Annotated in this window: 32 protein-coding genes; 15 read left to right on the forward strand and 17 right to left on the reverse strand. The window is 65.6% G+C overall.

The window, feature by feature from the left end; all coding sequences use genetic code 11:
• Positions 1–92: 92 nt before the first annotated feature.
• The 10 genes from VGN62_RS02880 to VGN62_RS02925 form a co-directional block, all read right to left on the reverse strand.
• Positions 93–503, reverse strand: a complete 411-nt coding sequence (locus VGN62_RS02880) for a SufE family protein (protein WP_327450985.1) — start codon at positions 501–503, stop codon at positions 93–95.
• 133 nt (positions 504–636) lie between these two features.
• Positions 637–882, reverse strand: a complete 246-nt coding sequence (locus tag VGN62_RS02885) for a hypothetical protein (RefSeq protein WP_327450987.1) — start codon at positions 880–882, stop codon at positions 637–639.
• A 23-nt stretch (positions 883–905) separates the two neighbouring features.
• Positions 906–1,169: a hypothetical protein gene (locus tag VGN62_RS02890; RefSeq protein WP_192647240.1), complete on the reverse strand. Its 264-nt coding sequence runs from the start codon at positions 1,167–1,169 to the stop codon at positions 906–908.
• Positions 1,170–1,198: 29 nt separating this feature from the next.
• On the reverse strand, positions 1,199–1,462 hold the full coding sequence (locus VGN62_RS02895) for a hypothetical protein (RefSeq protein ID WP_327450990.1): 264 nt from the start codon (positions 1,460–1,462) through the stop codon (positions 1,199–1,201).
• A gap of 10 nt (positions 1,463–1,472) precedes the next feature.
• Positions 1,473–1,790: a hypothetical protein gene (locus tag VGN62_RS02900; RefSeq protein ID WP_327450992.1), complete on the reverse strand. Its 318-nt coding sequence runs from the start codon at positions 1,788–1,790 to the stop codon at positions 1,473–1,475.
• Positions 1,791–1,804: 14 nt separating this feature from the next.
• The gene (locus VGN62_RS02905) at positions 1,805–2,104 is read right to left on the reverse strand and encodes a hypothetical protein (protein WP_327450994.1); all 300 of its coding nucleotides are present in this window, start codon (positions 2,102–2,104) and stop codon (positions 1,805–1,807) included.
• A gap of 38 nt (positions 2,105–2,142) precedes the next feature.
• A complete protein-coding gene (gene pspC / locus VGN62_RS02910) occupies positions 2,143–2,523 on the reverse strand; it encodes an envelope stress response membrane protein PspC (RefSeq protein WP_294031779.1) in 381 nt (126 codons plus the stop codon).
• A 1-nt stretch (position 2,524) separates the two neighbouring features.
• Positions 2,525–2,803 (reverse strand): envelope stress response membrane protein PspB, encoded by a 279-nt coding sequence (gene pspB / locus VGN62_RS02915; protein WP_327450999.1) that lies wholly within the window; start codon positions 2,801–2,803, stop codon positions 2,525–2,527.
• Between the two features lie 12 nt (positions 2,804–2,815).
• Positions 2,816–3,478: a phage shock protein PspA gene (pspA, locus tag VGN62_RS02920; protein ID WP_327451001.1), complete on the reverse strand. Its 663-nt coding sequence runs from the start codon at positions 3,476–3,478 to the stop codon at positions 2,816–2,818.
• Positions 3,479–3,575: 97 nt separating this feature from the next.
• Positions 3,576–3,746 carry a hypothetical protein gene (locus VGN62_RS02925; RefSeq protein ID WP_327451003.1) on the reverse strand — a complete coding sequence of 57 codons (171 nt, stop codon included), beginning with the start codon at positions 3,744–3,746 and terminating at the stop codon, positions 3,576–3,578.
• Between the two features lie 176 nt (positions 3,747–3,922).
• Here VGN62_RS02925 and pspF point away from each other — a divergent pair, with 176 nt between their 5' ends.
• Positions 3,923–4,948, forward strand: coding sequence for a phage shock protein operon transcriptional activator (gene pspF, locus VGN62_RS02930; protein ID WP_327451005.1), 1,026 nt, complete (start codon positions 3,923–3,925; stop codon positions 4,946–4,948).
• A gap of 103 nt (positions 4,949–5,051) precedes the next feature.
• Here pspF and VGN62_RS02935 read toward each other — a convergent pair whose 3' ends face one another.
• The gene (locus VGN62_RS02935) at positions 5,052–5,558 is read right to left on the reverse strand and encodes a hypothetical protein (RefSeq protein ID WP_327451007.1); all 507 of its coding nucleotides are present in this window, start codon (positions 5,556–5,558) and stop codon (positions 5,052–5,054) included.
• Positions 5,559–5,789: 231 nt separating this feature from the next.
• Here VGN62_RS02935 and rplU point away from each other — a divergent pair, with 231 nt between their 5' ends.
• The 3 genes from rplU to VGN62_RS02950 all read left to right on the forward strand — a co-directional run bounded on the left by rplU (position 5,790) and on the right by VGN62_RS02950 (position 7,423).
• Positions 5,790–6,266 carry a 50S ribosomal protein L21 gene (gene rplU / locus VGN62_RS02940; RefSeq protein WP_327451009.1) on the forward strand — a complete coding sequence of 159 codons (477 nt, stop codon included), beginning with the start codon at positions 5,790–5,792 and terminating at the stop codon, positions 6,264–6,266.
• 52 nt (positions 6,267–6,318) lie between these two features.
• The gene (rpmA, locus tag VGN62_RS02945) at positions 6,319–6,588 is read left to right on the forward strand and encodes a 50S ribosomal protein L27 (protein ID WP_037513604.1); all 270 of its coding nucleotides are present in this window, start codon (positions 6,319–6,321) and stop codon (positions 6,586–6,588) included.
• A 238-nt stretch (positions 6,589–6,826) separates the two neighbouring features.
• Complete coding sequence (locus tag VGN62_RS02950; protein ID WP_327451012.1) at positions 6,827–7,423, forward strand: GNAT family N-acetyltransferase; 597 nt, start codon at positions 6,827–6,829, stop codon at positions 7,421–7,423.
• 33 nt (positions 7,424–7,456) lie between these two features.
• Here the strand turns inward: VGN62_RS02950 and VGN62_RS02955 are convergent, their stop codons facing one another.
• Positions 7,457–8,035 (reverse strand): DUF937 domain-containing protein, encoded by a 579-nt coding sequence (locus tag VGN62_RS02955; protein WP_327451013.1) that lies wholly within the window; start codon positions 8,033–8,035, stop codon positions 7,457–7,459.
• A 175-nt stretch (positions 8,036–8,210) separates the two neighbouring features.
• Between VGN62_RS02955 and VGN62_RS02960 the strand changes: the two genes are divergently transcribed.
• The 3 genes from VGN62_RS02960 (at position 8,211) to VGN62_RS02970 (ending at position 11,169) form a co-directional block, all read left to right on the forward strand.
• Positions 8,211–8,609, forward strand: a complete 399-nt coding sequence (locus tag VGN62_RS02960) for a DUF3597 domain-containing protein (RefSeq protein WP_327451015.1) — start codon at positions 8,211–8,213, stop codon at positions 8,607–8,609.
• A 123-nt stretch (positions 8,610–8,732) separates the two neighbouring features.
• Positions 8,733–10,577: a DUF885 domain-containing protein gene (locus tag VGN62_RS02965; protein WP_327451017.1), complete on the forward strand. Its 1,845-nt coding sequence runs from the start codon at positions 8,733–8,735 to the stop codon at positions 10,575–10,577.
• A 91-nt stretch (positions 10,578–10,668) separates the two neighbouring features.
• Complete coding sequence (locus tag VGN62_RS02970; protein ID WP_327451019.1) at positions 10,669–11,169, forward strand: hypothetical protein; 501 nt, start codon at positions 10,669–10,671, stop codon at positions 11,167–11,169.
• On the opposite strand, the gene VGN62_RS02975 is transcribed toward VGN62_RS02970, so the two are convergent.
• Positions 11,154–11,618, reverse strand: coding sequence for a hypothetical protein (locus VGN62_RS02975; protein ID WP_327451021.1), 465 nt, complete (start codon positions 11,616–11,618; stop codon positions 11,154–11,156). The genes VGN62_RS02970 and VGN62_RS02975 overlap by 16 nt on opposite strands.
• 49 nt (positions 11,619–11,667) lie before the next feature.
• Entirely contained in the window at positions 11,668–13,269 is a 1,602-nt protein-coding gene (locus VGN62_RS02980) for a phosphoenolpyruvate carboxykinase (RefSeq protein ID WP_327451023.1), read from the reverse strand.
• Positions 13,270–13,545: 276 nt separating this feature from the next.
• On the opposite strand from VGN62_RS02980, the gene VGN62_RS02985 reads away from it, so the two are divergent.
• From VGN62_RS02985 to VGN62_RS03020, 8 genes are read left to right on the forward strand one after another with little or no spacing between them, the layout of a single operon-like run.
• Entirely contained in the window at positions 13,546–14,256 is a 711-nt protein-coding gene (locus VGN62_RS02985) for a response regulator transcription factor (protein ID WP_327451025.1), read from the forward strand.
• Positions 14,246–15,865 (forward strand): sensor histidine kinase, encoded by a 1,620-nt coding sequence (locus tag VGN62_RS02990; RefSeq protein ID WP_327451027.1) that lies wholly within the window; start codon positions 14,246–14,248, stop codon positions 15,863–15,865. Before VGN62_RS02985 ends, VGN62_RS02990 begins: the two co-directional genes overlap by 11 nt.
• Before the next feature lie 54 nt (positions 15,866–15,919).
• On the forward strand, positions 15,920–16,366 hold the full coding sequence (locus VGN62_RS02995; RefSeq protein ID WP_327451028.1) for an HPr kinase/phosphatase C-terminal domain-containing protein: 447 nt from the start codon (positions 15,920–15,922) through the stop codon (positions 16,364–16,366).
• Positions 16,363–17,301 carry an RNase adapter RapZ gene (rapZ, locus tag VGN62_RS03000; protein WP_327451029.1) on the forward strand — a complete coding sequence of 313 codons (939 nt, stop codon included), beginning with the start codon at positions 16,363–16,365 and terminating at the stop codon, positions 17,299–17,301. Before VGN62_RS02995 ends, rapZ begins: the two co-directional genes overlap by 4 nt.
• Before the next feature lie 47 nt (positions 17,302–17,348).
• Positions 17,349–17,744 carry a PTS sugar transporter subunit IIA gene (locus VGN62_RS03005; protein WP_327451349.1) on the forward strand — a complete coding sequence of 132 codons (396 nt, stop codon included), beginning with the start codon at positions 17,349–17,351 and terminating at the stop codon, positions 17,742–17,744.
• Complete coding sequence (locus VGN62_RS03010) at positions 17,741–18,019, forward strand: HPr family phosphocarrier protein (RefSeq protein ID WP_327451031.1); 279 nt, start codon at positions 17,741–17,743, stop codon at positions 18,017–18,019. The genes VGN62_RS03005 and VGN62_RS03010 overlap by 4 nt, the downstream gene beginning before the upstream one ends.
• Positions 18,020–18,023: 4 nt before the next feature.
• On the forward strand, positions 18,024–18,839 hold the full coding sequence (locus VGN62_RS03015; RefSeq protein WP_327451033.1) for an RNA methyltransferase: 816 nt from the start codon (positions 18,024–18,026) through the stop codon (positions 18,837–18,839).
• Between the two features lie 52 nt (positions 18,840–18,891).
• The gene (locus tag VGN62_RS03020) at positions 18,892–19,608 is read left to right on the forward strand and encodes an META domain-containing protein (protein ID WP_327451035.1); all 717 of its coding nucleotides are present in this window, start codon (positions 18,892–18,894) and stop codon (positions 19,606–19,608) included.
• Between the two features lie 9 nt (positions 19,609–19,617).
• Here the strand turns inward: VGN62_RS03020 and VGN62_RS03025 are convergent, their stop codons facing one another.
• From VGN62_RS03025 to VGN62_RS03035, 3 genes are read right to left on the reverse strand one after another with little or no spacing between them, the layout of a single operon-like run.
• Positions 19,618–20,973 carry a DNA recombination protein RmuC gene (locus VGN62_RS03025; RefSeq protein WP_327451037.1) on the reverse strand — a complete coding sequence of 452 codons (1,356 nt, stop codon included), beginning with the start codon at positions 20,971–20,973 and terminating at the stop codon, positions 19,618–19,620.
• 56 nt (positions 20,974–21,029) lie between these two features.
• A complete protein-coding gene (locus VGN62_RS03030) occupies positions 21,030–21,602 on the reverse strand; it encodes a hypothetical protein (protein ID WP_327451039.1) in 573 nt (190 codons plus the stop codon).
• A complete protein-coding gene (locus VGN62_RS03035; protein ID WP_327451041.1) occupies positions 21,603–22,079 on the reverse strand; it encodes a vgr related protein in 477 nt (158 codons plus the stop codon).

Here is a 22,079-nt window from a genome sequence, read left to right on the forward strand (position 1 = left end):
CAGACACGAAACGGGGCGCGGGAGGCAACTTCCGCGCCCTTTTTCTTTGGGGGGTAAGGTAGCCGCCCCGCGAGGCGGTGCCGGTGCGGCGATCAGCCCGCGGCGATACGCCGCGCGGTGTCCTGGACGAGAGCGATCATGTTGGGCACGCCCTGCGTGCGGTTCGACGAAAGCTGGCGCGTGAGGTCAAAGGGGGCGAGCGCGGCCGCAACGTCCATCGCGGCCACCTCGGCGGCGGGCTTGTCCTGCACTGCGGCGAGGACGAGCGCGACGATGCCCTTGGTGATCGCGGCATTGCTGTCGGCGAGGAAATGGAGCTGCCCGTCTTCGCGCGGCACCGGATAGACCCAGACGCTCGCCGAGCAACCGCGCACGAGCGTCGCGTCGGTCTTGAGCGCGTCGGGCATCGGTTCGAGCGTGCGGCCCAGCTCGATCAGCAGGCGATAGCGATCGTCGCCGTCGAGGAAGTCATATTCGTCGAAGATGTCGGTGAGGCTGCGCATGGCCGCGCCCCTCGCACAGAAGCCGTCAAGTTGGAAGGGGCCTGAAACGACACCGGCCCGCTCCCCTGTCAGCCACCGGACGGATGGCGACTGACAGGGGAGCGGGCCGGTGCCGTGGAAGGGAAAGGGTCGGTTAGAGGTCGACCCCGGCCGCGATCGCTTCGAGCTTGCGCAGCCGTTCCTTGAGGTCGGCGATTTCGATCCGCGACCCGGCATGCGGTACGCCCGGATCCTGCGCCAGCGGCGCGTGACCCGCCGCGAGTTCATCGCGCTTGAGCTGGATCCAGTCGCGCCAGCCACGCAACGCAACCAGGCTGACGATGCTCAGCGCGGTGAGCGCGATAGCGGCGGCGGTGAAGTCAGGAGTGATGAAGGCCATGAGCGTTGCTCCTTTGCCAGCGTTCAGATTTTGCTGCTGTCGCGCAGCTTCTCGATTTCCTGGTCGAGGGTGACGGCGCGGTTGTTGTCGGTGGCGATGCGTTCGAGCACCTGGATGCGATCCTTGAGTGCGCGGATTTCGGCCTGCAGCGCCTTGGTCTCGCTATTGTCGGTGGCGACGAAATAGTCGCCGCCCTTGTGATCGCGACGGATGCCGTGCTTGGCGCGAACGATGCTGCCGATGGTCACGATCAGGACGATGCCGACAACCATTTCAAACGGGCCCATGGGGAGGTTCCTTTCCGTATATCTTTGTTTTAGTTCAGCGGGGCGTCGCGCAGCTTTTCGATCTCGTCGGCGACATCAATTCCCTTGTCGGTAACGATGCGCTCGAGAACGCGAACGCGCGCCTCCAGCCGTTCGGTCTGCGCCGCATATTGCGCGGCCTTTTCGGCGGTCTCGTTGGTGATCGCCTTGAACTGCCGCTCCTTGAACTTCAGGTGACGCTCGTACGCGGCATAACCGATGCCGAGCGTGACGGGCAGCCCGACGACGATCATGAGGATGACAATGGCTTCCATGTTCGTTCCTTCAGTTCGAGGGGCGCCGCAGCGCCTCGATCTCGTGGCTCAGCCGGTGACCCTCATCGGTGACGATGCGCTCGATCACCGCGAGGCGATCCTTCACAGAGCCGAGTTCGGCGCGCAGCTGGGCATTTTCCTGGCTGATAAGCTTGACGCGTTCCATCGCCTCATCGCTGGTTTTCGGATAGATCGCCTTGCCCCAGCTATTTTCGAGCGGATAACCGTTCTTGACGCGGATCCAGGTCGTGAAGACCCATCCGGCGACCCCGGCCAGGCCGACGATCGCGGCGACGGGGGCGATGGTGTTCAGGACATCCAGATTCATTGTCTTCTATCCTCTCAGCGCAGGCGGTCGATCTGGTTGGCGAGCTCCGCCGCCTGACCATTATTTTCGGTCGCGATGCGTTCGAGCACCGAAATCCGTTCTTCCAGCCGGCTGACCTGCCCCGCCAGCTTGGCGTTGTCATCAGTCAGCAGCGCGATTTTTCGATCAGCGTCGGGGTCGGTTCGATGAACCGTGCCGCCCCATTCATTCTCGACGGGATAGCCGTGCTTAGCGCGGATCCAGGTGGTGAACATCCAGCCGCCGATCGACAGTGCGATGATGGCGAGGACGAAAGTGGTGCCACCGAAATTCATTCCTTGTCTCCCTGTTGCCGTTTCCGCTTGAGGCCCGATCAGCGGAGTGCGTCGATCTCGTCGGCGAGACGGCGGTTGTGGCTGGTGTAATATTGCTCGATGTCGGCAAGCCGGCGATCGATGTCGCGGAAGCGCGAGCGGATGTCGCGGGTCGACGCGCTGGGGTTCGACCGGACGCCCTGCCAGAATTTCGCTTCCTCGTTCGAGCCATAGAGCGCGAAGGGTTTCGGCGTGCCCATCCAGGCGACCATCCAATAAGCGATCAGTGTCCAGGGAAAACCGCCCATCAGGGTGAGGAGCACTGCCCCGACACGGACCCAGAGGACGTCAATCCCGCTATAGTCCGCGATCCCCGAGCACACACCGCTCCATTTCGCGTTCTGCTTGTCGAGATAGAATTTCGTGCGGCTGGCAGACATCTCAGTTCCTCCTGGTCTTATAGTTTTCGATTTGCGCCAGTTCTTCATCGCTACGTACCGCGGGGCGGAAGTCGGGATGGTCGGCGCTGATGATGCGTTCGACGGTGTGCAGGCGGTTTTCGAGGCGCCGTGCGGTATCGTAAAGTTCGTCGAGCAGCTGTTCATCTTCTCCGGTCAGCGTCTTGGCCTGCTTCCACTTCGTGATGTAGTGGAGGATCAGCCAGGGCAGACCGAGGAAGAGCGTTCCGATGACGATCGGGACAATGATGATCTCTTCCATCGGTCCGGCTCCTTATTTCTTGGCCTGCGCGGCTTTCAGCGCGGCGAGCTCGTCGGCGATCTTGTCGGCGGCCTGAAGCTCGGCGATCTCTTCGTCGAGCGACTTCTTGTAGCCGAGGCTGAGCGCATCGGCGCGGCCTTCGGCTTCGTCGACGCGGCGTTCGAGCACTTCGAAGCGCGAGAAGGCATCCTCGACGCGGTCGCCGTTGGTCATTTCGCGCAGCTTGTACCGGTTCTCGGCGCTTTCGAGGCGGTTGACGACGCTCGACTGGCGCGCACGCGCTTCCGAAAGCTTCTTCTGCAGCTTCGCGATATCGGCTTCATAACCGGTCAGCGCGTCGTCGAGAACGGCGATCTCGGCCTTCAGGCGGTCGGCCATGTCGCCGGCCTTCTGCTTTTCGACGAGCGCGGCGGTGGCGAGGTCTTCGCGGTCCTTCGACAGTGCGAGTTCGGCCTTTTCCTTCCAGCTGTCCTGCAGGCTTTCGAGCTTGGCGATGTGGCGGCGCATTTCCTTCTGGTCCGCGATCGTGCGGGCGGCGGAGGCGCGAACTTCGACGAGCGTTTCGTTCATCTCGAAGATGATCTGGCGGATCATCTTTTCCGGGTCTTCGGCCCGGTCGAGCAGGTCGGTGACGTTGGCGGCGATGATGTCGCGGGTTCGTGAGAAAATACCCATTTGAAACTCCTGTCGAAAACTTGAGACCATTGTCTTTTTAAGAAAGGCTGGTGCCGGGGCGGGGCAAGGGGGGAGAGTGCCCCGGCACCAGTGCCGGTCAGGCCAGAGCGCTGACCGCCGGGGTGGAAGCAGCGACCGTCAGCGGGCCGGCCGGGGAACCGGCAAGGCTGGCGGCAATCGCAGGCTGGTCGATTGCACCGACGAAAATCGCCAGTGCACCCACCGCGCTGAGCGCGAACGTAGCGGCCTGGGCAAACATCGTCTTCATGGGTCAACCTTCCTGTTTTTCGCTGCACCGGAGCGTGATGCGCCGGTTCGATGAAATCTTTGCAGGAGGCGTGCCAATTGGCGGAACAGACGGAAAACTGGGCAACTTCATGCAGAAACCACTGACGAGATCGATTCTCCTTGCCAATCAGCGGGAAAATTTGCCAATGATTGGGAATGGAGCGCGAAACGCAATTCATCGGCCAGTCGGCGGCCTTCCAGGATGCGGTCGAACGCGCGAGCCTTGCGGCGTCGCTCGACCGCCCGGTGCTGGTGATCGGCGAGCGCGGCACCGGCAAGGAGCTCATCGCCGAGCGCCTCCACCGCCTGTCGACGCGCTGGGACCGCCCCTATGTCATCATGAACTGCGCCGCGATGCCCGAAACGCTGATCGAATCCGAATTGTTCGGACACGAAGCGGGCGCCTTCACCGGCGCAACGCGCACGCGTGCAGGGCGGTTCGAGGAGGCCGATGGCGGCACATTGTTCCTCGACGAGCTCGCGACGATGTCGATGGGCGCGCAGGAGCGGCTGCTGCGCGCGGTCGAATATGGCGAGGTCACGCGCGTCGGCTCGTCGCGCCCGATCCGCGTCGACGTCCGCATCGTCGCCGCGACGAACGAGCATCTGCCCGCACTCGTCGACGACAACCGCTTCCGCGCCGACCTGCTCGACCGGCTGTCGTTCGAAGTCATCACCCTGCCCCCGTTGCGCGCCCGCGAAGGCGACATCGAGGTGCTCGCGACCTATTTCGGGCAGCGCATGGCCGCGGTGCTCGGCTGGGACGAATGGCCCGGTTTCGGCCCGCGCGCGCTCGCGGCGATGGAGGGGCACGACTGGCCGGGTAATGTCCGCGAACTGCGCAATGTGATCGAACGCGCAATCTATCGCTGGGCCGATCCGTCGAAGCCCGTCGACGCGCTGAGCTTCGATCCCTTCGCCAGCCCCTGGCAACCGGTGACGCGCAAGCCCGCCGCGAAGGCCGAAGCACCGGGAGCGCCCGCAACCGATGCCGCACCGGCGCTCGCGCCGCCCCCTGGCCCGGTGAGCGACCTGCGCGCCGCGGTTGACGGATATGAGAAGGCGATCCTTGCCGACACGATGGCGCGCTGCCGCTTCAACCAGAAGGTCGCGGCCGAAGCGCTGGGGCTAAGCTATGACCAGATACGTCATGCGCTGAAAAAGCATGGGCTGAACCAGTAGGCCGATCCAATCCATCATCGTCACCCCGGACTTGATCCGGGGTCCATGCGGCACGCGCGGTCGTGGATGCCGGATCAAGTCCGGCATGACGATTAAATGGAACTTATTGCCCCGGCAGCTGGCTGTTCAGCGCCTCGATCACCGCATCCTGCGTCGACGCGAGGTCGGCGAGCCGGTCGCGGAGCGCATAAATGTCGGGCAGGCCGTCGACCTGCTCGTCGATGCTGCGTTCGAGATAGAGGCGGTCGATGTCGGCGAGCGCGGCGGTGAGCGGCGCGCGGGCCGCGCTCAGCCGCGAGATCGCCTGTTGCGCGACGACCCAGCGCTCGCTGGCAACGGGCGCGCCTGCCGCAGCCGACACGAGCGATGCGGCCGTGCCGCGTTCGGCGGCAAAGCCCTGTTGGCCGGCGGCAGCGTCCGATTCCCAGCGCGCGAGGCGGCCCGCCAGATCGGCGGGCAGCGGCCCTGGAGGCGCCACAACGACCGCGGGCGGCGCGACATCGAATCGCCCCTCGACCGCGCGCTTCGCCAGCGAGGGTCCATCGCTGACCTGCGTCGTCGCGCAGGCGGGCAGCGACAGCAGCAGCGGAACGAAAAGAATGGCGCGCATCATCACCGCCCCTGATATGGTCGCACCGACGGCGCAGCAAGTGCCGAATCGGCGGCGCGACCGATAATCGACCCCGCGCCGCACTTTCGGACAAAAAGCGCGGAAATATGCGGTTGACAGCACGGCCCCGGCTCGCTAGTGGCGCTGACTTTCCCGCTTGCCGGAAAAATCGCCTGCTTTGGCGGGTGACTGGCAGCGCGGGTGTTTTAGTTTCTGATTGGATGGAAGACCATGTTCGCAATCGTGCGCACGGGCGGCAAGCAGTATCGCGTCGCCGCTGGAGACAAGATCGCCGTTGAAAAGATCGACGGTGAAGCTGGCGACACCGTGTCGCTGGGCGACATCCTGCTGGCCGGTGACGGCGGCGAAGTGAAGAGCGCCGAAGGCCTCGTCGTTTCGGCCGAGATCATCGCCCAGACGCGCGGCGAAAAGGTCATCGTCTTCAAGAAGCGCCGCCGGCACAATTATCGTCGCCGCAACGGCCACCGCCAGTCGCTGACGCTGCTGCGCATCCTCGCCGTCGGCGATGCCAAGAAGGCCGCGCCGAAGAAGGAAGCCGCTCCGAAGGCCGAAGCCGCCCCGGCTGCCGAAGCCAAGGCTGCTCCCGCCAAGGAAGCCGCGCCGAAGAAGGCTGCTGCCCCGAAGGCCGAAGCCGCCGCCGAAAAGAAGCCCGCTGCCAAGAAGGCAGCCCCCAAGAAGGAAGCCTGAGCGCGGCAACGCGGCTCGGCCTCTCTCTCGAACGAATTAAGGAGCATCAGTCATGGCACATAAGAAAGCAGGCGGTTCTTCGCGCAACGGTCGCGACTCAGCCGGCCGCCGCCTTGGCGTGAAGAAGTTCGGCGGTCAGGAAGTGATCGGCGGCAACATTATCGTGCGCCAGCGCGGCACCAAGGTTTACCCGGGTGTCAACGTTGGCATGGGCAAGGACCACACCCTGTTCGCGACCGCGGACGGCCAGGTCCGATTCCACGATGGCAAGCTTGGCCGCAAATATGTGTCGGTCGACGCCATGGCGGAAGCCGCCGAATAAGGACGATCTTCCAGGGTCGTCCACAGGGATGACCCGGAACGGTCCTTTCCGCACCAAGCGGGAACAAAGTTCGAAAAGAGGGAGACGGGTCACCCCTTGTCTCCCTTTTTTCTTGTCCAGAATCCGTCACTTGTGACGATCGGGCGCGAAAACGGGGCCGTCCATCTCCCTCCATATCGAATGTCGTCAAAGCGTCACCATCTGGCGCCAAGGCGACAGGAATTGGGAGTTAGAAGACATGTTCGCGCGTACCGAAAGACTGTTGCTGCGGCCCGGCTGGCTGGAAGACGCCCCCGCGCTCGCAAGGGCGATCGGCGAGGAAGCGGTGGTCCGCAATCTCGCGACCGCCCCCTGGCCCTATGGTGAAGCGCAGGCACAGGAATTTTTGAGCAAGCCGCTCGATCCCGACCAGCCGCGTTTCCTGATCTTCGCCCGCACCGGCGGCGCGCCGCGCCTCGTTGGCGGCTGCGGAATCGGACCGAGTCCTGAGGGTGACCTCGAAATGGGCTATTGGATCGCGCGGCCCTATTGGGGTCTCGGCTTCGCGACGGAGGCCGGACGCCAGCTCGTCAATATCGCACGCGCGATGAACATGCCGAAGCTGTCGGCAGGCCACTTCGTCGACAATCCGGCGTCGGGCGCGGTGCTGCGGAAGCTCGGGTTCCGGCCGACCGGCAAGGTCGCACAGCGCTTCAGCCTCGCACGCGGCGGCGAAGCGGCCTGCGCCCTGTTCGAAGAAGGCGACGCCGATGCCGATGCTGTCGTCACCCCGATGCGAAGCCGCATCGGGGTGGACGAGGATTTCCGTGAGGAATTGCGCCTGATGGCCGCATGATGCTTCCCCTCCCGCAAGCGGGAGGGGCGGTATCTATCCGCGCATCTTGTTCACCATGCCCATGATGTCGTCGAGCGGATTGCCGTCGCCGTCCATGTCGAGCATCTTTCCAAGGCCGCCGAGGCCACCAGCCGAGGACGCGCCGCCGCCCATCGCGCCGCCAAGCACATTGCCGAGCATTCCGCCAAGGCCGCCGCTCTCACCCGACTGGCCGCCCTGCTTCGCCATATAGCCCGCGGCCATCATCGCGAGGATCGGCAGCATCTGTTTGAGGATGCCCGAATCGATCCCGGTCTGCGCCGCCGCCTGCCCGGCCACAGTGCGGCTGACGTCCTTCGACCCGAAAATCTGGCCAAGCACGTCATTGCCCTGTTCGACCGGGGTTGGCGCCGATCCCAGCACCGAATCGAGCAGCCCGCCGCCGCCGAGCTGGCCGAGCAACCCGCCGAGGCCTTCGACCCCGCCGCCCGATTGCGCCTGTTTCTTGAAGCCGCCGAGGATCGCGGGAAGCAGCGCGTCGGCGCCCTGTTTGGCCATCGCGGGCGGAATGCCCAGCTGGTTCGCCATCGATTCGATCCCGCCGGCCTGCGCCAGGATGTCGGTCAGATTCATTTGCCTTCTCCCTCTCGGGCACGGATCGAACCGCGCCGATCGGCGTTTGTTATAGCAGCGCGCGGGCGGAGGACGAGTCGTTCATTTGGCTGTCATTTCCAGATGCATAGTCCTAGCCTGCGGCTATTCGACTCGCCCTGACGGGCTGGCCGCATTTCTAGTGGGAGCAGTGCAAATGAGCATTTTCGGCAAGATCAAGGACGCCATTTTCGGCAAGAAGGCACAGGCCGCGGAACCCGCCGCCCCGGCAGCCCCCAACCCCGTCGGCGCCGCGCTCGACGCCGCGACGAGCGCGATGGCGACCGCCGCCGCGACGCCCGTCGATGTCGATGCGATCCTCACCGCCGAGGCCGCAAACGCCGGGCAGGACCTCAACTGGCGCACGTCGATCGTCGACCTGATGAAGCTGCTCGGGATCGATTCGAGCCTCGCCAACCGCAAGGAGCTGGCGCAGGAACTCGGCTATACTGGCGAACTCGACGGCAGCGCCGAAATGAACATCTGGCTGCACAAGGCGGTGATGCGCGAACTCGCGGCGAACGGCGGCAAGGTACCCGCTGACCTCACCGACTGACAAAGCGCCGGATAATTTCGACAGGGGTCGGGAAGGCAGGCGCTTTCCCGGCCCCTTTTCGTTGACCGGCGCGCCGTGCCCCCTAGACAGGTTTCACAAGAAACAAGTCGCAGGGAGCCGCCCGTGTCCAATCCGCTTTCCACCCCCTTCAACCGCCGCCAGACGCTCGCCACACTTGGCGCGGGCACCGCAGGTCTCGCCTTTGCCGGCCCCGCCGCGGCGCTGCAGGCGGCGCCCAAGAGCGACGCGCAGAAACTCCTCGATTCGGTCGCCGACAATCTGCTCGCGCAGTCGCCCGAAGGCGCGACCTCGCTCGGCATCGACACCGGCGCGCGTGCGAAGATGCGCGGAGAGCTCGGCGATCGCTCGGCTGCGGGGGTGACGGCGCTCGCCGACACGCTGAAAGCCGACGTCGCGCGCGTCCGCGCCTTCGACAAGTCCGGACTCGACCATGCGACACGCACCAGCCTTGCGGTGGTCGAGAGCGCCTATGACGTCGCGCTCGCGGGCTTTGCCCTGCCCTATGGCGACGTCGCGGTCGGCGGCTGGCGCAACACGCCTTATGTCGTGATCCAGAATGTCGGCGCCTATCTCGACGTGCCCAAATTCCTCGACAGTGATCATCCGGTGAAGACGTCGGCCGATGCCGAAGCCTATCTCTCGCGTCTCAACGCCTTCCCCGGCGTGCTCGACGGCGAGACCGAACGGCTGAAGGCCGCGGGCGGACAAGGTCTGATCGCCCCCGCCTTCCTGATCGACAAGGCGGTCAAGCAGATGGAAGCGACGATCGCCGATGCGAAGGCGGGCGGGTCGATGGTCGAAAGCCTCGTCCGCCGCGCCGGCGCGGCAAAGATTGCGGGCGACTGGTCGGCGCGCTCGGCAAAGATCGTGCAGGGTCCGGTTGCCGCGGCGCTCGAACGCCAGCTCGCCGAACTGAAGGCGCAGCAGCCGAAAGCGACGATGGACGCCGGCATGTGGGCGCGGCCCGGCGGCGACGAATGGTATGCGTGGGGCCTCCGCGCCTCGACGACAACGCGCATGACCCCCGAAGAAATCCACGCGATGGGCCGCGCCGAACTCGCCGAGCTGCACGGCCGGATGGACCCGATCCTGAAGAAACTCGGCTATACGCAGGGGTCGGTCGGCGACCGCATGAACGCGCTGGCGAAGGACCCGCGCTACAAATTCCCCGACAATGATGCGGGGCGCGCCGAGATCGTCGCCTATATCCAGACCTGGCTCGGCAATATCCGCGCCGAGCTGCCGCGCGCCTTCCGCACGCTCGTGAAGGGCAATGTCGAGGTGAAACGCCTGCCGCTCGCCGAAGAGCCCGGCGCACCCGCGGCCTATGGCGGCGCGGGATCGATCGACGGCAGCATCCCGGGGCGCTTCTGGATCAACCTCCGCACCACCGAACTGCACAGCAAATATTCGCTCCCCGACTTGACCATGCACGAGGCGATCCCGGGCCATGCATGGCAGGGCGAATACGCACATTCGATGCCGCTCATTCGCACGATGCTGGCCTTCAACGCCTATAGCGAAGGTTGGGCCCTGTACGCCGAGCAGCTCGCCGACGAGCTCGGCCTCTATGACGATTTCGAGGTCGGGCGGCTGGGCTATCTCCAGTCGCTGGCGTTCCGCGCCTGCCGCCTCGTCGTCGACACCGGCCTCCACGCCAAGCGCTGGACACGCGAGCAGGGGGTCGAATTTTTCGTGAAGGAAAATGGCTCGAACCCGCTTGAAGTTTCGAGCGAAGTCGACCGCTATTGCAGCTGGGCCGGACAGGCGTGCGGCTACAAGGTCGGGCACAGCGAGATCGTCCGCCAGCGCGGGCTCGCGCAAAAGGCGCTCGGTCCGAAATATGACCTGCGCGATTTCGACGATGTCGTGGTCAAGGGCGGCAACGTCCCGCTCGACGTGCTCGCGCAGAATGTCGACGAATATGTAAGGGGTGCAAAGGGCTGATCGCTTCGCGCCGGTCGCCGCTGTTTGGAGTTGATCGAACGCGGCGACCCGGCCAGGACTATCCTTCAAAGCCGCAGGGGGATAAAGACACATGCTTTCAATGATGCAGGCTGCGGCGCTGATGCTCACCGCAACGACCGGCGCGCCCGCGGGGTGTCCCGCCGACGCCACCGTGGCCGAAGCGATCTTCCCCGAAGCCATGAAGGCCAATGGCCTGACGGCCGACAGCGTACAGGCGGGCAAATATGCGCCGGTCGCGGTCCCGGTACTTGGGGGGACCGCGACCGAAGTTTTTCGGATCACAAGCGGACGCTTTGGCGTGGAGACCCATCTGTGGCGCGTGCAATTCACGCTGCCCGGAACGCTGGCCGATTTTCAGGACGCGTTCCTCAATGCCCATGCGGCGTCGAAAAAGTTCAAGGTCGACTGCACCGATACACTTTGTTCATGGCGACCCGTCGACATGAACGACCTCAATGCCGACAGAATTGGCAAGCTGGTCCCCGAATGGGGTCTCTATATGGCAGCCTTGGCGCCAAAGAAGAGCGCGCCGGGGTCGCTCTTCCTCGACTGCACCTATCGCGGAATCTGAACGGCCGGAAGCGGCGCCAGATCGGGTTCGACGAAGCCGCGCCGCGCCGGGATCGAAAAGAGCAAGTCGCGGCTGTAGAATCGCAGCGGCCAGTCGCGGCGGCCGACATCGGAGCACAGCATCGCATTGACGCGCGCCGCCAGCCCCATCTCGGCCGTCTCCGACAGGAACCACCGCACCCCCGCGACATAGGCGCGGGTGATGCTGTCGTGATAGCCGTTGTGGTTGTCGTTCACCCCGCCGACGCTTTCGTTGTAGCGGCTGATGATGGTCGCGATCTCGGCGTCGATATCGATGTCGGGGCGCTCGCTGAGCAACCACAGGCACGCGCCCAGATGCGCTTCGTGCGTCCACGCCTCGCGCGGCAGCGTGCACGCCAGCAAGCCTGTGCCGATCGCGCTTATATCTTCGTCGCGCTCGAACAGGCGCGGTGAATATTCGGTAGTCATCTTTCCGGTCCTTCCGGGTGAATGAGCACCCGGAAGCGATCCGGGTCAATTATGCTGCGACGGCTGCCTGCGGAGCGGCCTGACGGACGCCTTCGTCGACATGCTCCGCAAATTGCGCGAAATTGTCGATGAATTGGCCGACGAGCGTTTGCGCGGTACGGTCATAGGCCGCCTTGTCGGCCCAGGCTTCGCGCGGATCGAGAAGACCGCTGTCGACCCCCGGCACCGCGACGGGAACCATGAAGCCGAAATTCGGATCCTTTCGGAATTCGGCGTCGTTGAGGCTGCCGTCGAGCGCGGCGTTGAGCAAAGCGCGCGTCGCCTTGATCGGCATCCGCTTGATCCCGTCCATCGTCGCCATGCCGCCGGTCCAGCCGGTGTTGACGAGCCAGCACTGGACGCCGCCCTTGGCGATGCGTTCCTTGAGCAGGTTGCCATAGACCGACGGGTGGCGCGGCATGAAGGGCGCACCGAAGCAGGTCGAGAAGGTGGCCTCGGGCTCGGTGACGCCGATCTCGGTCCCCGCGACGCGCGCGGTATAGCCCGACAGGAAATGATACATCGCCTGGTCGGGCGTCAGCTTCGCGATCGGGGGCAGCACGCCATAGGCATCGGCGGTGAGCATGATGATATTCTGCGGCACCGGACCCATATTATGGTCCGACGTGTTCGGAATGAAATCGATCGGGTACGAACCGCGGCTGTTCTCGGCAAGGCTCGCATCGTCGAAATCGAGTTCACGCGTGACCGGGTCGATCACGACATTTTCGAGCACGGTGCCGAACCGCTTCGTCGTCGCGAAAATCTCGGGCTCGGCCTCGGGCGAGAGGCGGATCATCTTGGCGTAGCAGCCGCCCTCGAAGTTGAAGACCGCCGTGTCCGACCAGCCATGTTCGTCGTCGCCGATCAGCGTGCGCGACGCGTCGGCCGACAAGGTCGTCTTGCCGGTGCCGCTGAGGCCGAAGAAGACCGCGGTGTCGCCCTTGGGGCCGATATTCGCCGAGCAGTGCATCGGCATCACGCCCTTTACGGGGAGCAGATAGTTGAGGATGCCGAACACCGACTTCTTCATCTCGCCTGCATAGGCGGTGCCGCCGATCAGCACGAGCTTCTCGGAGAAATTCACCGCCACGACGGTTTCGGTGCGCGAGCCATGCTTCGCCGGATCGGCGCGGAAGCTCGGCAGGTCGATGATCGTATATTCGGCGTCGAAACCCGCGAGTTCCTCGGCCGTCGGGCGGCAGAGAAGCGTGCGGATGAACTGGCTGTGCCACGCGAATTCGGTGAGCACCTGCACCCCGACGCGGTGCTCGGGCTGCGACCCGCCGAACAGCTGCTGGCGGAACAGGCGCGGACGTGTCGCAAGATGCGCGAGGAAATCGGCCTTCAGCGCCGCGAAATGGTCGGGCGTCATCGGGACATTGGTCTTGCCCCACCAGATCGTGTCCGCCGTCTCGGCGTCCTGGACGATGAACTTGTCCTTGGCGCTGCGCCCCGTGTGTTTGCCGGTTGCGACGACGAGCGGGCCGTCCTTCGCCAGCACGCCCTCATTGTGGCGCACCGCATCCTCGACAAGCTGCGCGGTGCCCCAGTTTTCGGCGACATCCGCCTTCGTCTCGACGGTGCTGGTGCCGATCACAACCTTGGTCATTTGCTTCGCCTCTCCTGTCCGGCGGCGTCGTTGCATACCTATGCAATGCTTAGCGTGCTAATGGGCTGGCCCGCATTTACATGGGTGCCGACGTGACCGCCGATTCCGAAATCCCGGCCGCGTTAGCTCGCTTGGCAGGGGAGGTCAAAAGATTAAGGCGCGGCCGGGCGGCGCCTGCGACGAATGCGGGGCGCGGGAACCGGTAGCATTGCGGCGCTGTTGTCGCTGGGCGCCGGATAGGCTAATCGCTCCCCAAGGCCCGCCAACGGAAAGAGCATGACGGCAACCATCGCGCTGGTCGACGACGACCGCAACATATTGCAATCGCTGTCGATTGCGCTGCAGGCCGAAGGCTTTGTGACGCGCGTCTATTCGGACGGCGAAGCCGCGCTGAAGCCGCTGATCGACAATCCGCCCGATCTCGCGGTCTTCGACGTCAAGATGCCGCGCATGGACGGGCTCGAATTGCTGCGCCGGCTGCGCGAAAAGAGCCAGCTTCCCGTCATCTTCCTGACCAGCAAGGACGACGAGATCGACGAGGCGCTCGGGCTCGCGATGGGCGCCGACGACTATATCGCCAAACCCTTTTCCCAGCGCCTGGTGATTGCGCGCATCCGCGCGATCCTGCGCCGCGTCGAATTGAACCGCAACCCGTCCGAAGGCGACGAAGAACCGGTCGCCGACCCGATCACGCGCGGGCGGCTGCAGATGGACCCGGCGCGCCACAAGGTCAGCTGGGACGGCAAGGACGTCACGCTGACCGTCACCGAATTCCTGATCCTCGAAACACTGGCGTCGCGGCCCGGCATCGTGCGCAGCCGCAATCAGCTGATGGACGCGGCCTATCAGGACGATGTCTATATCGACGACCGCACGATCGACAGCCATATCAAGCGCCTGCGCCGCAAGTTCCGCGAAGTCGATCCCGAATTCGACGCGATCGCCACCCTCTATGGCGCGGGGTATCGTTTTGCCGATGACAGCTGATGCCCAAGAACTCGACCGGCTGAAACCCGACGCCAGCATCGCCGAGCAGGAGGAATCGCCGCTCGTCTGGTCGGCGCGCTGGTCGCTGACGACGCGCATCCTTGCGGTCAACATCCTCGCCGTCGCGCTGCTTGCGGGTGGCTTTTATTATCTCGACACCTATCGCAGCCGCCTCGTCGATACGCGCATCGAGGTGATGAAGGACCAGCTCGCGATGCTCGACAGCGCGCTCGAGGCCGCGCGCCCCGACCAGCGCGAGCGGCTGATCAGCGAATTTGCCGAAACAACCGAATCGCGGCTGCGCTTCTATGCCGCCGACGGGCGGCGCCTTTCCGACAGCTTCGCGACCGGCCCGGCGACCTACACGCTGCGCGATCCCGACCTGCAACCGTGGAAGCGCGATGCGGCGCGCGCGATGGATCGCGGCATCGACTGGATCGTCGGCGCGCCCTCCTATCCCGATTTCCACGAACCCCGCGTCGATCGGGCGCAATCGTGGCCCGAAGTCGTCGAGGCGCAGGCCAGCGACCGCGTGGCCAGCCGCTTCCGCTATGCCCCCGAACGCACCCCGCTGCTCAGCGCCGCACGCGTCGTCGACCTCGAAACACCGCAGACGGTGCTGATGACGCTCAACGCGCGCGATATCACGCGCACGGTGCGCGCCGAACGCTTTCGCATCGCGATCGTTCTCTTTGTGGTGCTGCTGACATCGGTCCTCCTTTCGCTCTTTCTCGCGCGCACGATCGTCCGCCCGCTCCGGCGGCTGGCGCGCGCCGCGGTGCGCGTCCGCCTCGGCCGCGCGCGCGAGGTCGTCGTCCCGCGCCTGCCGAGCCGCCGCGACGAGATCGGCACGCTGGCGCGCGCGCTGTCCGACATGACGCAAGCGCTGCGCGAACGCATCGATGCGGGCGAGCATTTCGCCGCCGACGTGACGCACGAGCTCAAGAACCCGATCGCCTCGGTTCGCTCGGCGATCGAGGGGCTGGGGCGCGTCAAGAGCGACGAGCAGCGCGCGCAACTGCTCGCAATCGCCGACGAGGACGTGCGCCGCCTCGACCGGCTGGTCAGCGACATCAGCGAGGCGAGCCGCGTCGATGCGCAGTTGTCGCGCACTTTGTTCGAACCGATCGACGTCGGCATGATGATCGAATCGATGCTCGCCTCGCGCGCGGCACGGATCGATGCCGACGCGCCGCACCCCCGCATCGCCTTCGCCCGCCCGCGCAAGGGAACGACGGTCGTGATGGGCGACGGCCACCGGCTGGAACGCGCGATCGACAATGTCATCGACAATGCGATCAGCTTTTCGCCCGAAACCGGTCTCGTCTGCATTTCGGCGACGCGTCTCGGCGACGAGGTGCATGTGAAGGTCGACGACGACGGCCCCGGCATCGAGCCCGCGCAGCGCGACGCCATTTTCCGCCGCTTTCACAGCGAACGCCCCCCGGGCGCCTTCGGGCGGCACAGCGGACTCGGCCTCGCGATCGCGCGAACGATCGTCGAGGGGCACAGCGGCACGATCAGCGCCAAGGATCGCGACGACGGCAAGCCGGGCGCGAGCCTGCTGATCACCCTCCCCGCGCGCGAAGGTGGCCACCAGACGGGCTGACGCACTCATCCTATCGCCTTGCAGCACCGCATCGTCGCCGGTAAGCCATGCGCCATGCTTCCCAGCCGGACCAGAACCGAAATCGTCAATATCCACGCCAGCTGCGTCGCGGCGGGCAACGGCGGCGTGCTGATCCTCGGCAATTCGGGACAGGGCAAGTCGGACCTGGCGCTGCGGCTGATCGATCGCGGCGCAAAGCTCGTCGCCGACGACCGCTGCGATATCTGGTTCGAACGCGACCGCCTCTGGTGCAGCCCGCCCGAAACGCTCGCGGGCAAGCTCGAAGTGCGCGGGATCGGGATCATCGAGCGCCCGTGGACCGCGCGTGTGCCGCTCGCGCTCGCGGTACGGCTGACCGACCGCTACGACCGCATGCCCGCGGTGAACCAGGTCGAAATGGTCGCGGGCCACCCGCTGCCCGCGCTTTTGCTTTCGGCGTTCGAGGCGTCGGCGCCGATCAAGATCATGCTCGCCCTCGAACGGCTGGCGCCCGGCGCATGACCGACGCCGCCGAACCGCGCCTGCTGCTCGTCACCGGCCTGTCGGGGGCGGGCAAGTCGACCGTGCTCAAGGTGCTCGAGGATCTGGGATGGGAGGTCGTCGACAACCTGCCGCTCGCGCTGCTCGACGCGCTGATCGACGCTCCGGTGAAGCGCAACGAAGCGAGTCGCCCGATCGCGGTCGGGATCGACAGCCGCAGCCGCGGCTTCCGGCCCGCGCTGCTGGTCAAGCGGATCAAGGAAATGCGCGAGGAAGGCACGCACGATGTCGAGACCTTGTTTCTCGACTGCGCCGGCGCCGAACTCGAACGCCGCTTCTCCGAGACGCGGCGGCGCCATCCGATGGCCGAGGACCGCCCCGCCGCCGACGGTATCGCGCGCGAACGCGAAGTGATGGAGCCGCTGCGGCGCTGGGCCGAACATGTCGTCGACACGACCAATTACAGCAGCAACGACCTGCAGCAGGAGGTGCGCCAGCGCTTCGGCGATGCCGGCGAAGGCGAACCGGTGCTCAACATATTGAGCTTCGGTTTCGCGCGCGGCCTGCCGCGCAACGCCGACCTCGTGTTCGACATGCGCTATTTGCGCAACCCGCACTGGGACCCGAAGCTCAAGCCCGGCACCGGACTCGACGCCGACGTCGCCGCCTATGTCAAGGCCGACCCCGCCTATGAGGACAGCGTCGCGCAGATCGAGAAGCTGATCCTGACCCTGCTGCCGCGTTACCGCGCCGAGGGCAAAAGCTATGTCACCATCGCCTTCGGATGCACGGGCGGCCGCCACCGGTCGGTCCATGTCGCCGCGCGTGTTGCCGAAACGCTACGCGGCGCGGGCCATGCGCCGACGGTGACCCACCGCAACCTTGACTCTGCCCCGCAAGATGGGCTTGAGGGCAGGCCCCCGCCCGCGTCTCCCGCACCCGGCGGCAAAACATAAGGGTCGACGACTGCATGCCGAACGATAAGGCTTTGCCGCTTCTGGGAATGGTCCTTGTGACCCACGGTCGCCTTGCCGAGGAAATGGTGCGCGCGATGGAGCATGTCGTCGGACCGCAGCGCGCGGTCGCGACCGTGTGCATCGGCCCCAACGACAATATGGAGATGCGCCGCAAGGAAATCGCCGACGCGATTCGCGCCGTCGACGAAGGCCGCGGCGTCGTCATGCTGACCGACCTGTTCGGCGGCACGCCGTCGAACCTCGCGATCAGCCTGCTCGAAGCGGGACGCACCGAAGTGATCGCCGGCGTGAACCTGCCGATGCTGATCCGCCTCGAAAGTGCACGCAAGACGATGGAACTTCGCGCCGCGGTGATCGCGGCGAAGGAAGCCGGCCAGAAATATATTTCGGTCGCATCGGAAATGCTGGGAGTGGGACCGTGACCGAAATTTCCGAAACCGTCGAAATCACCAACCAGCGTGGTCTTCATGCGCGCGCCAGTGCTAAGTTCGTCACCTTCGTCAGCCGCCTGCCCGAAAGCGTGTCGGTCGAGGTCGAAAAGGGCGGATCGCGCGTCAACGGCACCTCGATCATGGGATTGATGATGCTCGGCGCCGCGAAGGGCGATTCGATCACGATCCACACGCGGGGCGACGGCGCCGATGCGGCCCTCCTCAAGCTGGTCGGGCTGGTCAAGGACAGCTTCGGCGAGGATTGACTGGATGACCGGTGGTCGCACCACAATCGAGAGCCTGTCCAATCCGCTGATCAAGCGGATGCGCCTGCTGCGCGAGAAACGCCACCGCCGCGAGGAGCGCCTGTTCCTCGCCGAAGGGCTGCGCATCGCGACCGAGGCGCGCGAGGCGGGCATCCTCCCTCTATGGCTGTTTCTTGGCCCCGAGGGCGACGCGCATCCGCTGGCAAAGGCGCTCGCGGCCGATACGATGGCGGCGGGCGGCGAAGTGATCGACACCACGGGCGCGATCCTGTCGAAATTGTCGGGCAAGGACAATCCGCAGACCGTTGTCGGTATCTATGCCGAACCCGAAACCACGCTCGCCGATCTCGACCGCGATGCCGCGCCGATCTGGCTCGTCGCCGAGCGGCTCCGCGATCCCGGCAATCTCGGCACGATGCTGCGCACCGGCGACGCGGTCGGCGCGGGCGGACTGATCCTGCTGGACGAGAGCACCGATCCCTATGCGGTCGAGGCGGTGCGCGCGAGCATGGGGGCGATCTTCACGCAAAAGCTGGTCGTGACGCGCTGGGAAGACTTCCTCCCCTGGCTGCGGCAGGGCCCCGGCCAGCTCGTCGCGACCTGGCTCGGCGACGATACCGAGGATTATCAGGCGGTGCGCTACGCCGCGCCGACCTTCATCCTCACCGGCAATGAATCGCAGGGCATGCCCGCCGATTATGCGGCCGCCGCCGATGTGCGCGTCAAGATGCCAATGATGGGCAAGGCCGACAGCCTCAACGCCGCGGTCGCGACCGCGGTGATGGCGTATGAGGTGCTGAACCAGCGGCGGAACCGATAGACGGCCGCACCGTTCATCAGCCGATCACTCCGCGTCGATTAGGAGATATCGCATGATCAGGTTCACCCTCCCCGCCCTCTCCCTCCTCGCGCTCGCCGCATGCGTCCCCGCCGCCGAAACGCCGCCGCAAACTCCCGGCGAAACGCCCGCTGCCGCCTATATGGCGCTCGGCACCGAACCCGACTGGACGCTCGAGATCACGCCGTCGCGCCTCAATTATGACGGCGACTATGGCGAGACGAAGATCATGGCCCCGAACCCCGGCGCGAAGCCGAGCGCGGGCGGCAAACGCTATGCCACCGACCGGCTCACCGTCGATATCGCGCGCGGCGAATGCAGCGACGGGATGAGCGACCGGCGCTACGCCGACACGGTGACGGTCGTCGCCGACGGCAAGACGGTGAAGGGATGCGGCGGCAGGATATTGCCCCCCGCCGCGGGGGTCGCGGGAACGCACTGGACCTTCGTGTCGATCGGCGGAGTTCCGGTCGCCGCCGACCGGCCGACCGTATTGCAGTTCAACGGCGACCTGTTGACCGGCAGCGCGGGATGCAATCGCTTTTCGGGGCGCTATGCGGTCGATGGCACCACGCTGAAGGCAGGGCCGCTGATGGCAACCGAGATGGCGTGCCCCGGGGCGAGCATGACGCAGGAAGCCGCCTTCTTCAAACTGATGGCCGCGCCGGTCGCCCTGACCTTTGCCGACGACGGCACGCTGATCCTCACCGGATCGGGCGGCCAGACCGCCGTGCTCAAGCAGATAATCTGAACAGCCGCCCTATTCGCCCGCGTCATTGACCGCAGCGGGCGCCGACGCGAGTTTCGCGAGCGGCCGCGCCGCCTGCTCCGCGACCGGCAGCACCGGAATTTCCTTGTCGCCGGTTTCGATATCGAGCGCCTCGAAGCGCTTCGCCTGCGTGAGCACCTGCGATTCGAAGCTGCCCACAAAGGCGTTATACGCGCCCGTCGCTTGGTCGAGATTGCGCCCGACCTTGGCGATGTGCGCGCCCATCACGGACATGCGCGCATAGAGTTCCTTGCCCAGCGCCGCGATCTCGCGCGCTTGGTTGGCAAGCTTCTCCTGCCGCCACACCGCCGCGACGGTGCGCGCGATCGCGATCAGGTTGGTTGGGGTAGCCAGCAGCACCTTGCGCTCGAACGCATAGTCCCAGAGGCCCGCATCCTGATCGAGCGCGGCGGCAAGGAAATGTTCGCCCGGCACGAACATCACGACAAAATCGGGGGTGTCGTCGAACTGGTTCCAATAGGCCTTGGCGCCGAGGGTGTTCACATGCGCCTTCATCGCCGCGGCGTGCGCGACAAGATGCGCCGCCTTTTCGCGTTCGTCGACCGCGCCGAACGCGTCCTGATAGGCGTTCAAGGACACCTTGGCGTCGATCACGAGATTCTGCCCGCCCGGAACGCGCACGACGACATCGGGGCGCAACCGCCCGCCGTCGCCGTCGTTGACGCTCACCTCGGTCTGGAAATCGGCATGCTCGGAAAGGCCGCAGCTTTCGAGCACGTTGCGGAGCTGCTGTTCGCCCCAGCGCCCGCGCGCCTTCGGCGCATTGCGCAGCGCGTTGACGAGCTTCGCCGCCTCGCTCGACACGCGTTCGGTGCCCTCGCGCATCGCCGCGATCTGGCCATGCAACAGCCCGAAGGCGTCGCGGCGCTCGGCCTCGACCTTCGCCACCGCGGCCTCATATTTTTCGAGCCGGTCGTGGACCGGATGGAGCAGCGCCTTCAGATTCTGCCCCGCAGTCGCCTCGCTTTCCTTGAAGCGCGCCTCGGCACGGTCGAGGAAAGACTTTTGCGCCTCGCCCAGCATCGCCTGCCCGACCTCGCGGAACTGCGCCGTCAGTGCCGCCTGCGCGTCCTTCAATTGCGCAATCTGCGCGTCATGCGCCTCGTCGCGCGCACGCTGCTCGCTGAGCAGGGCCGCAAGCTGGATGTCGGCCGCCTTGCGCGCCTCGGCCTCGGCCGCAAGGTCGGTCACCGCAGTCCGGAACCGCTCCGAAAGCCCGTCACGCTCGGCCTTGAGCACGCCCGCCTGCCGCCCGGCGAAAAGCCAGCCGATCAAGCCGCCAAGAGCGAGGGCAACAAGGGCGACGATAAGCGAGGTGGAATCCATGAACGGAACATAGGACGAACAACGCCCCTCTGGCTAGCCGCAAATTGCCGCCGCGCTCAAAGCAGATAGATGACGACGTAGCGCAGGATCAGCGCCGCGAGGATCGCGATGCTCCAGCGGCGATCCTTCACCCACATCGCCGCGACCATCAGCGCGACGAGCACGACCGTCATGACCCACGCGACCGGACGCGCAAGCGCGGCGGCGAGGTCGGGCTGCGACGCATAATAGCCGAGCTGCGCCGCCAGCAGCACGAGCAGCAGGCCGAGGATGATCCGCCGGACGCGGAAATAATGCGTGTCGAGGTTCGCAAACCCTTCGGGATGCGAAGGGAAGACGAGCCGTGCAGCGAGGAAATAGATGCTCGCGAACGCCGCGACCGCGAGCAGCGCGGTGCTCGACACCGCAATATCCCCGCGCGCGACCCACGCCGCGCTCCAGAAGGAGAGGAGGTCGAGCATCACGAAGATCGCGAGCAAGGGGGTCAGCCAGCCGATCGCAAAGGCTTCGCGGCTGTCCTGAGCCGCGAAACGCGTCTCGATCGCGCGGCCGAGTCCGCCGAGCAGCTCGACCATCGAGAGGCCGAGCAGCAGGCTGTAGAGCGCGAAGACGAATTCGAAATCATCCATCTAGCCGATATCCCACGAGGAAGGCAGGATCGCGCGATAGGCATCGACCCCCGGCGCGCCGCCGACGACCATGCCCTGCGTGAGCAGCCAGTAGTGGCGGACGATCTCCGCCTGCTGTTCGAGCCCGTAACGTTCGAGCAGCCAGCCGGGCTTGAGGCTGTAGCTGTAGGTCGCGAACGGATGGCGCATCAGCACCAGATACCAGCGCCCGCGCGTCTGCGCCTGCCAGACATGCGTCATTTCGTGGATGAACAGGCCTTGCAGCCGCTGCGACGCGACGCTGAAATCCTCGCAATAAAGATCGCCGTGCGGGTTGAAATGCAGGCTGCCCATCGGCGCCATGACGATATGCCGCGGTTGGAAGAATATCCACTTGTGGTGGTTCACGCGCACGCGGTCATAGGCGATCGCGTCGCCGAACACCGTTCGGGCGAGCGCGATTTCGCCATGTGTCAGGAGTCGCGACGGACGCGGCAC

It is taken from the genome of Sphingopyxis sp., assembly GCF_035998905.1.
Taxonomy (GTDB): domain Bacteria; phylum Pseudomonadota; class Alphaproteobacteria; order Sphingomonadales; family Sphingomonadaceae; genus Sphingopyxis.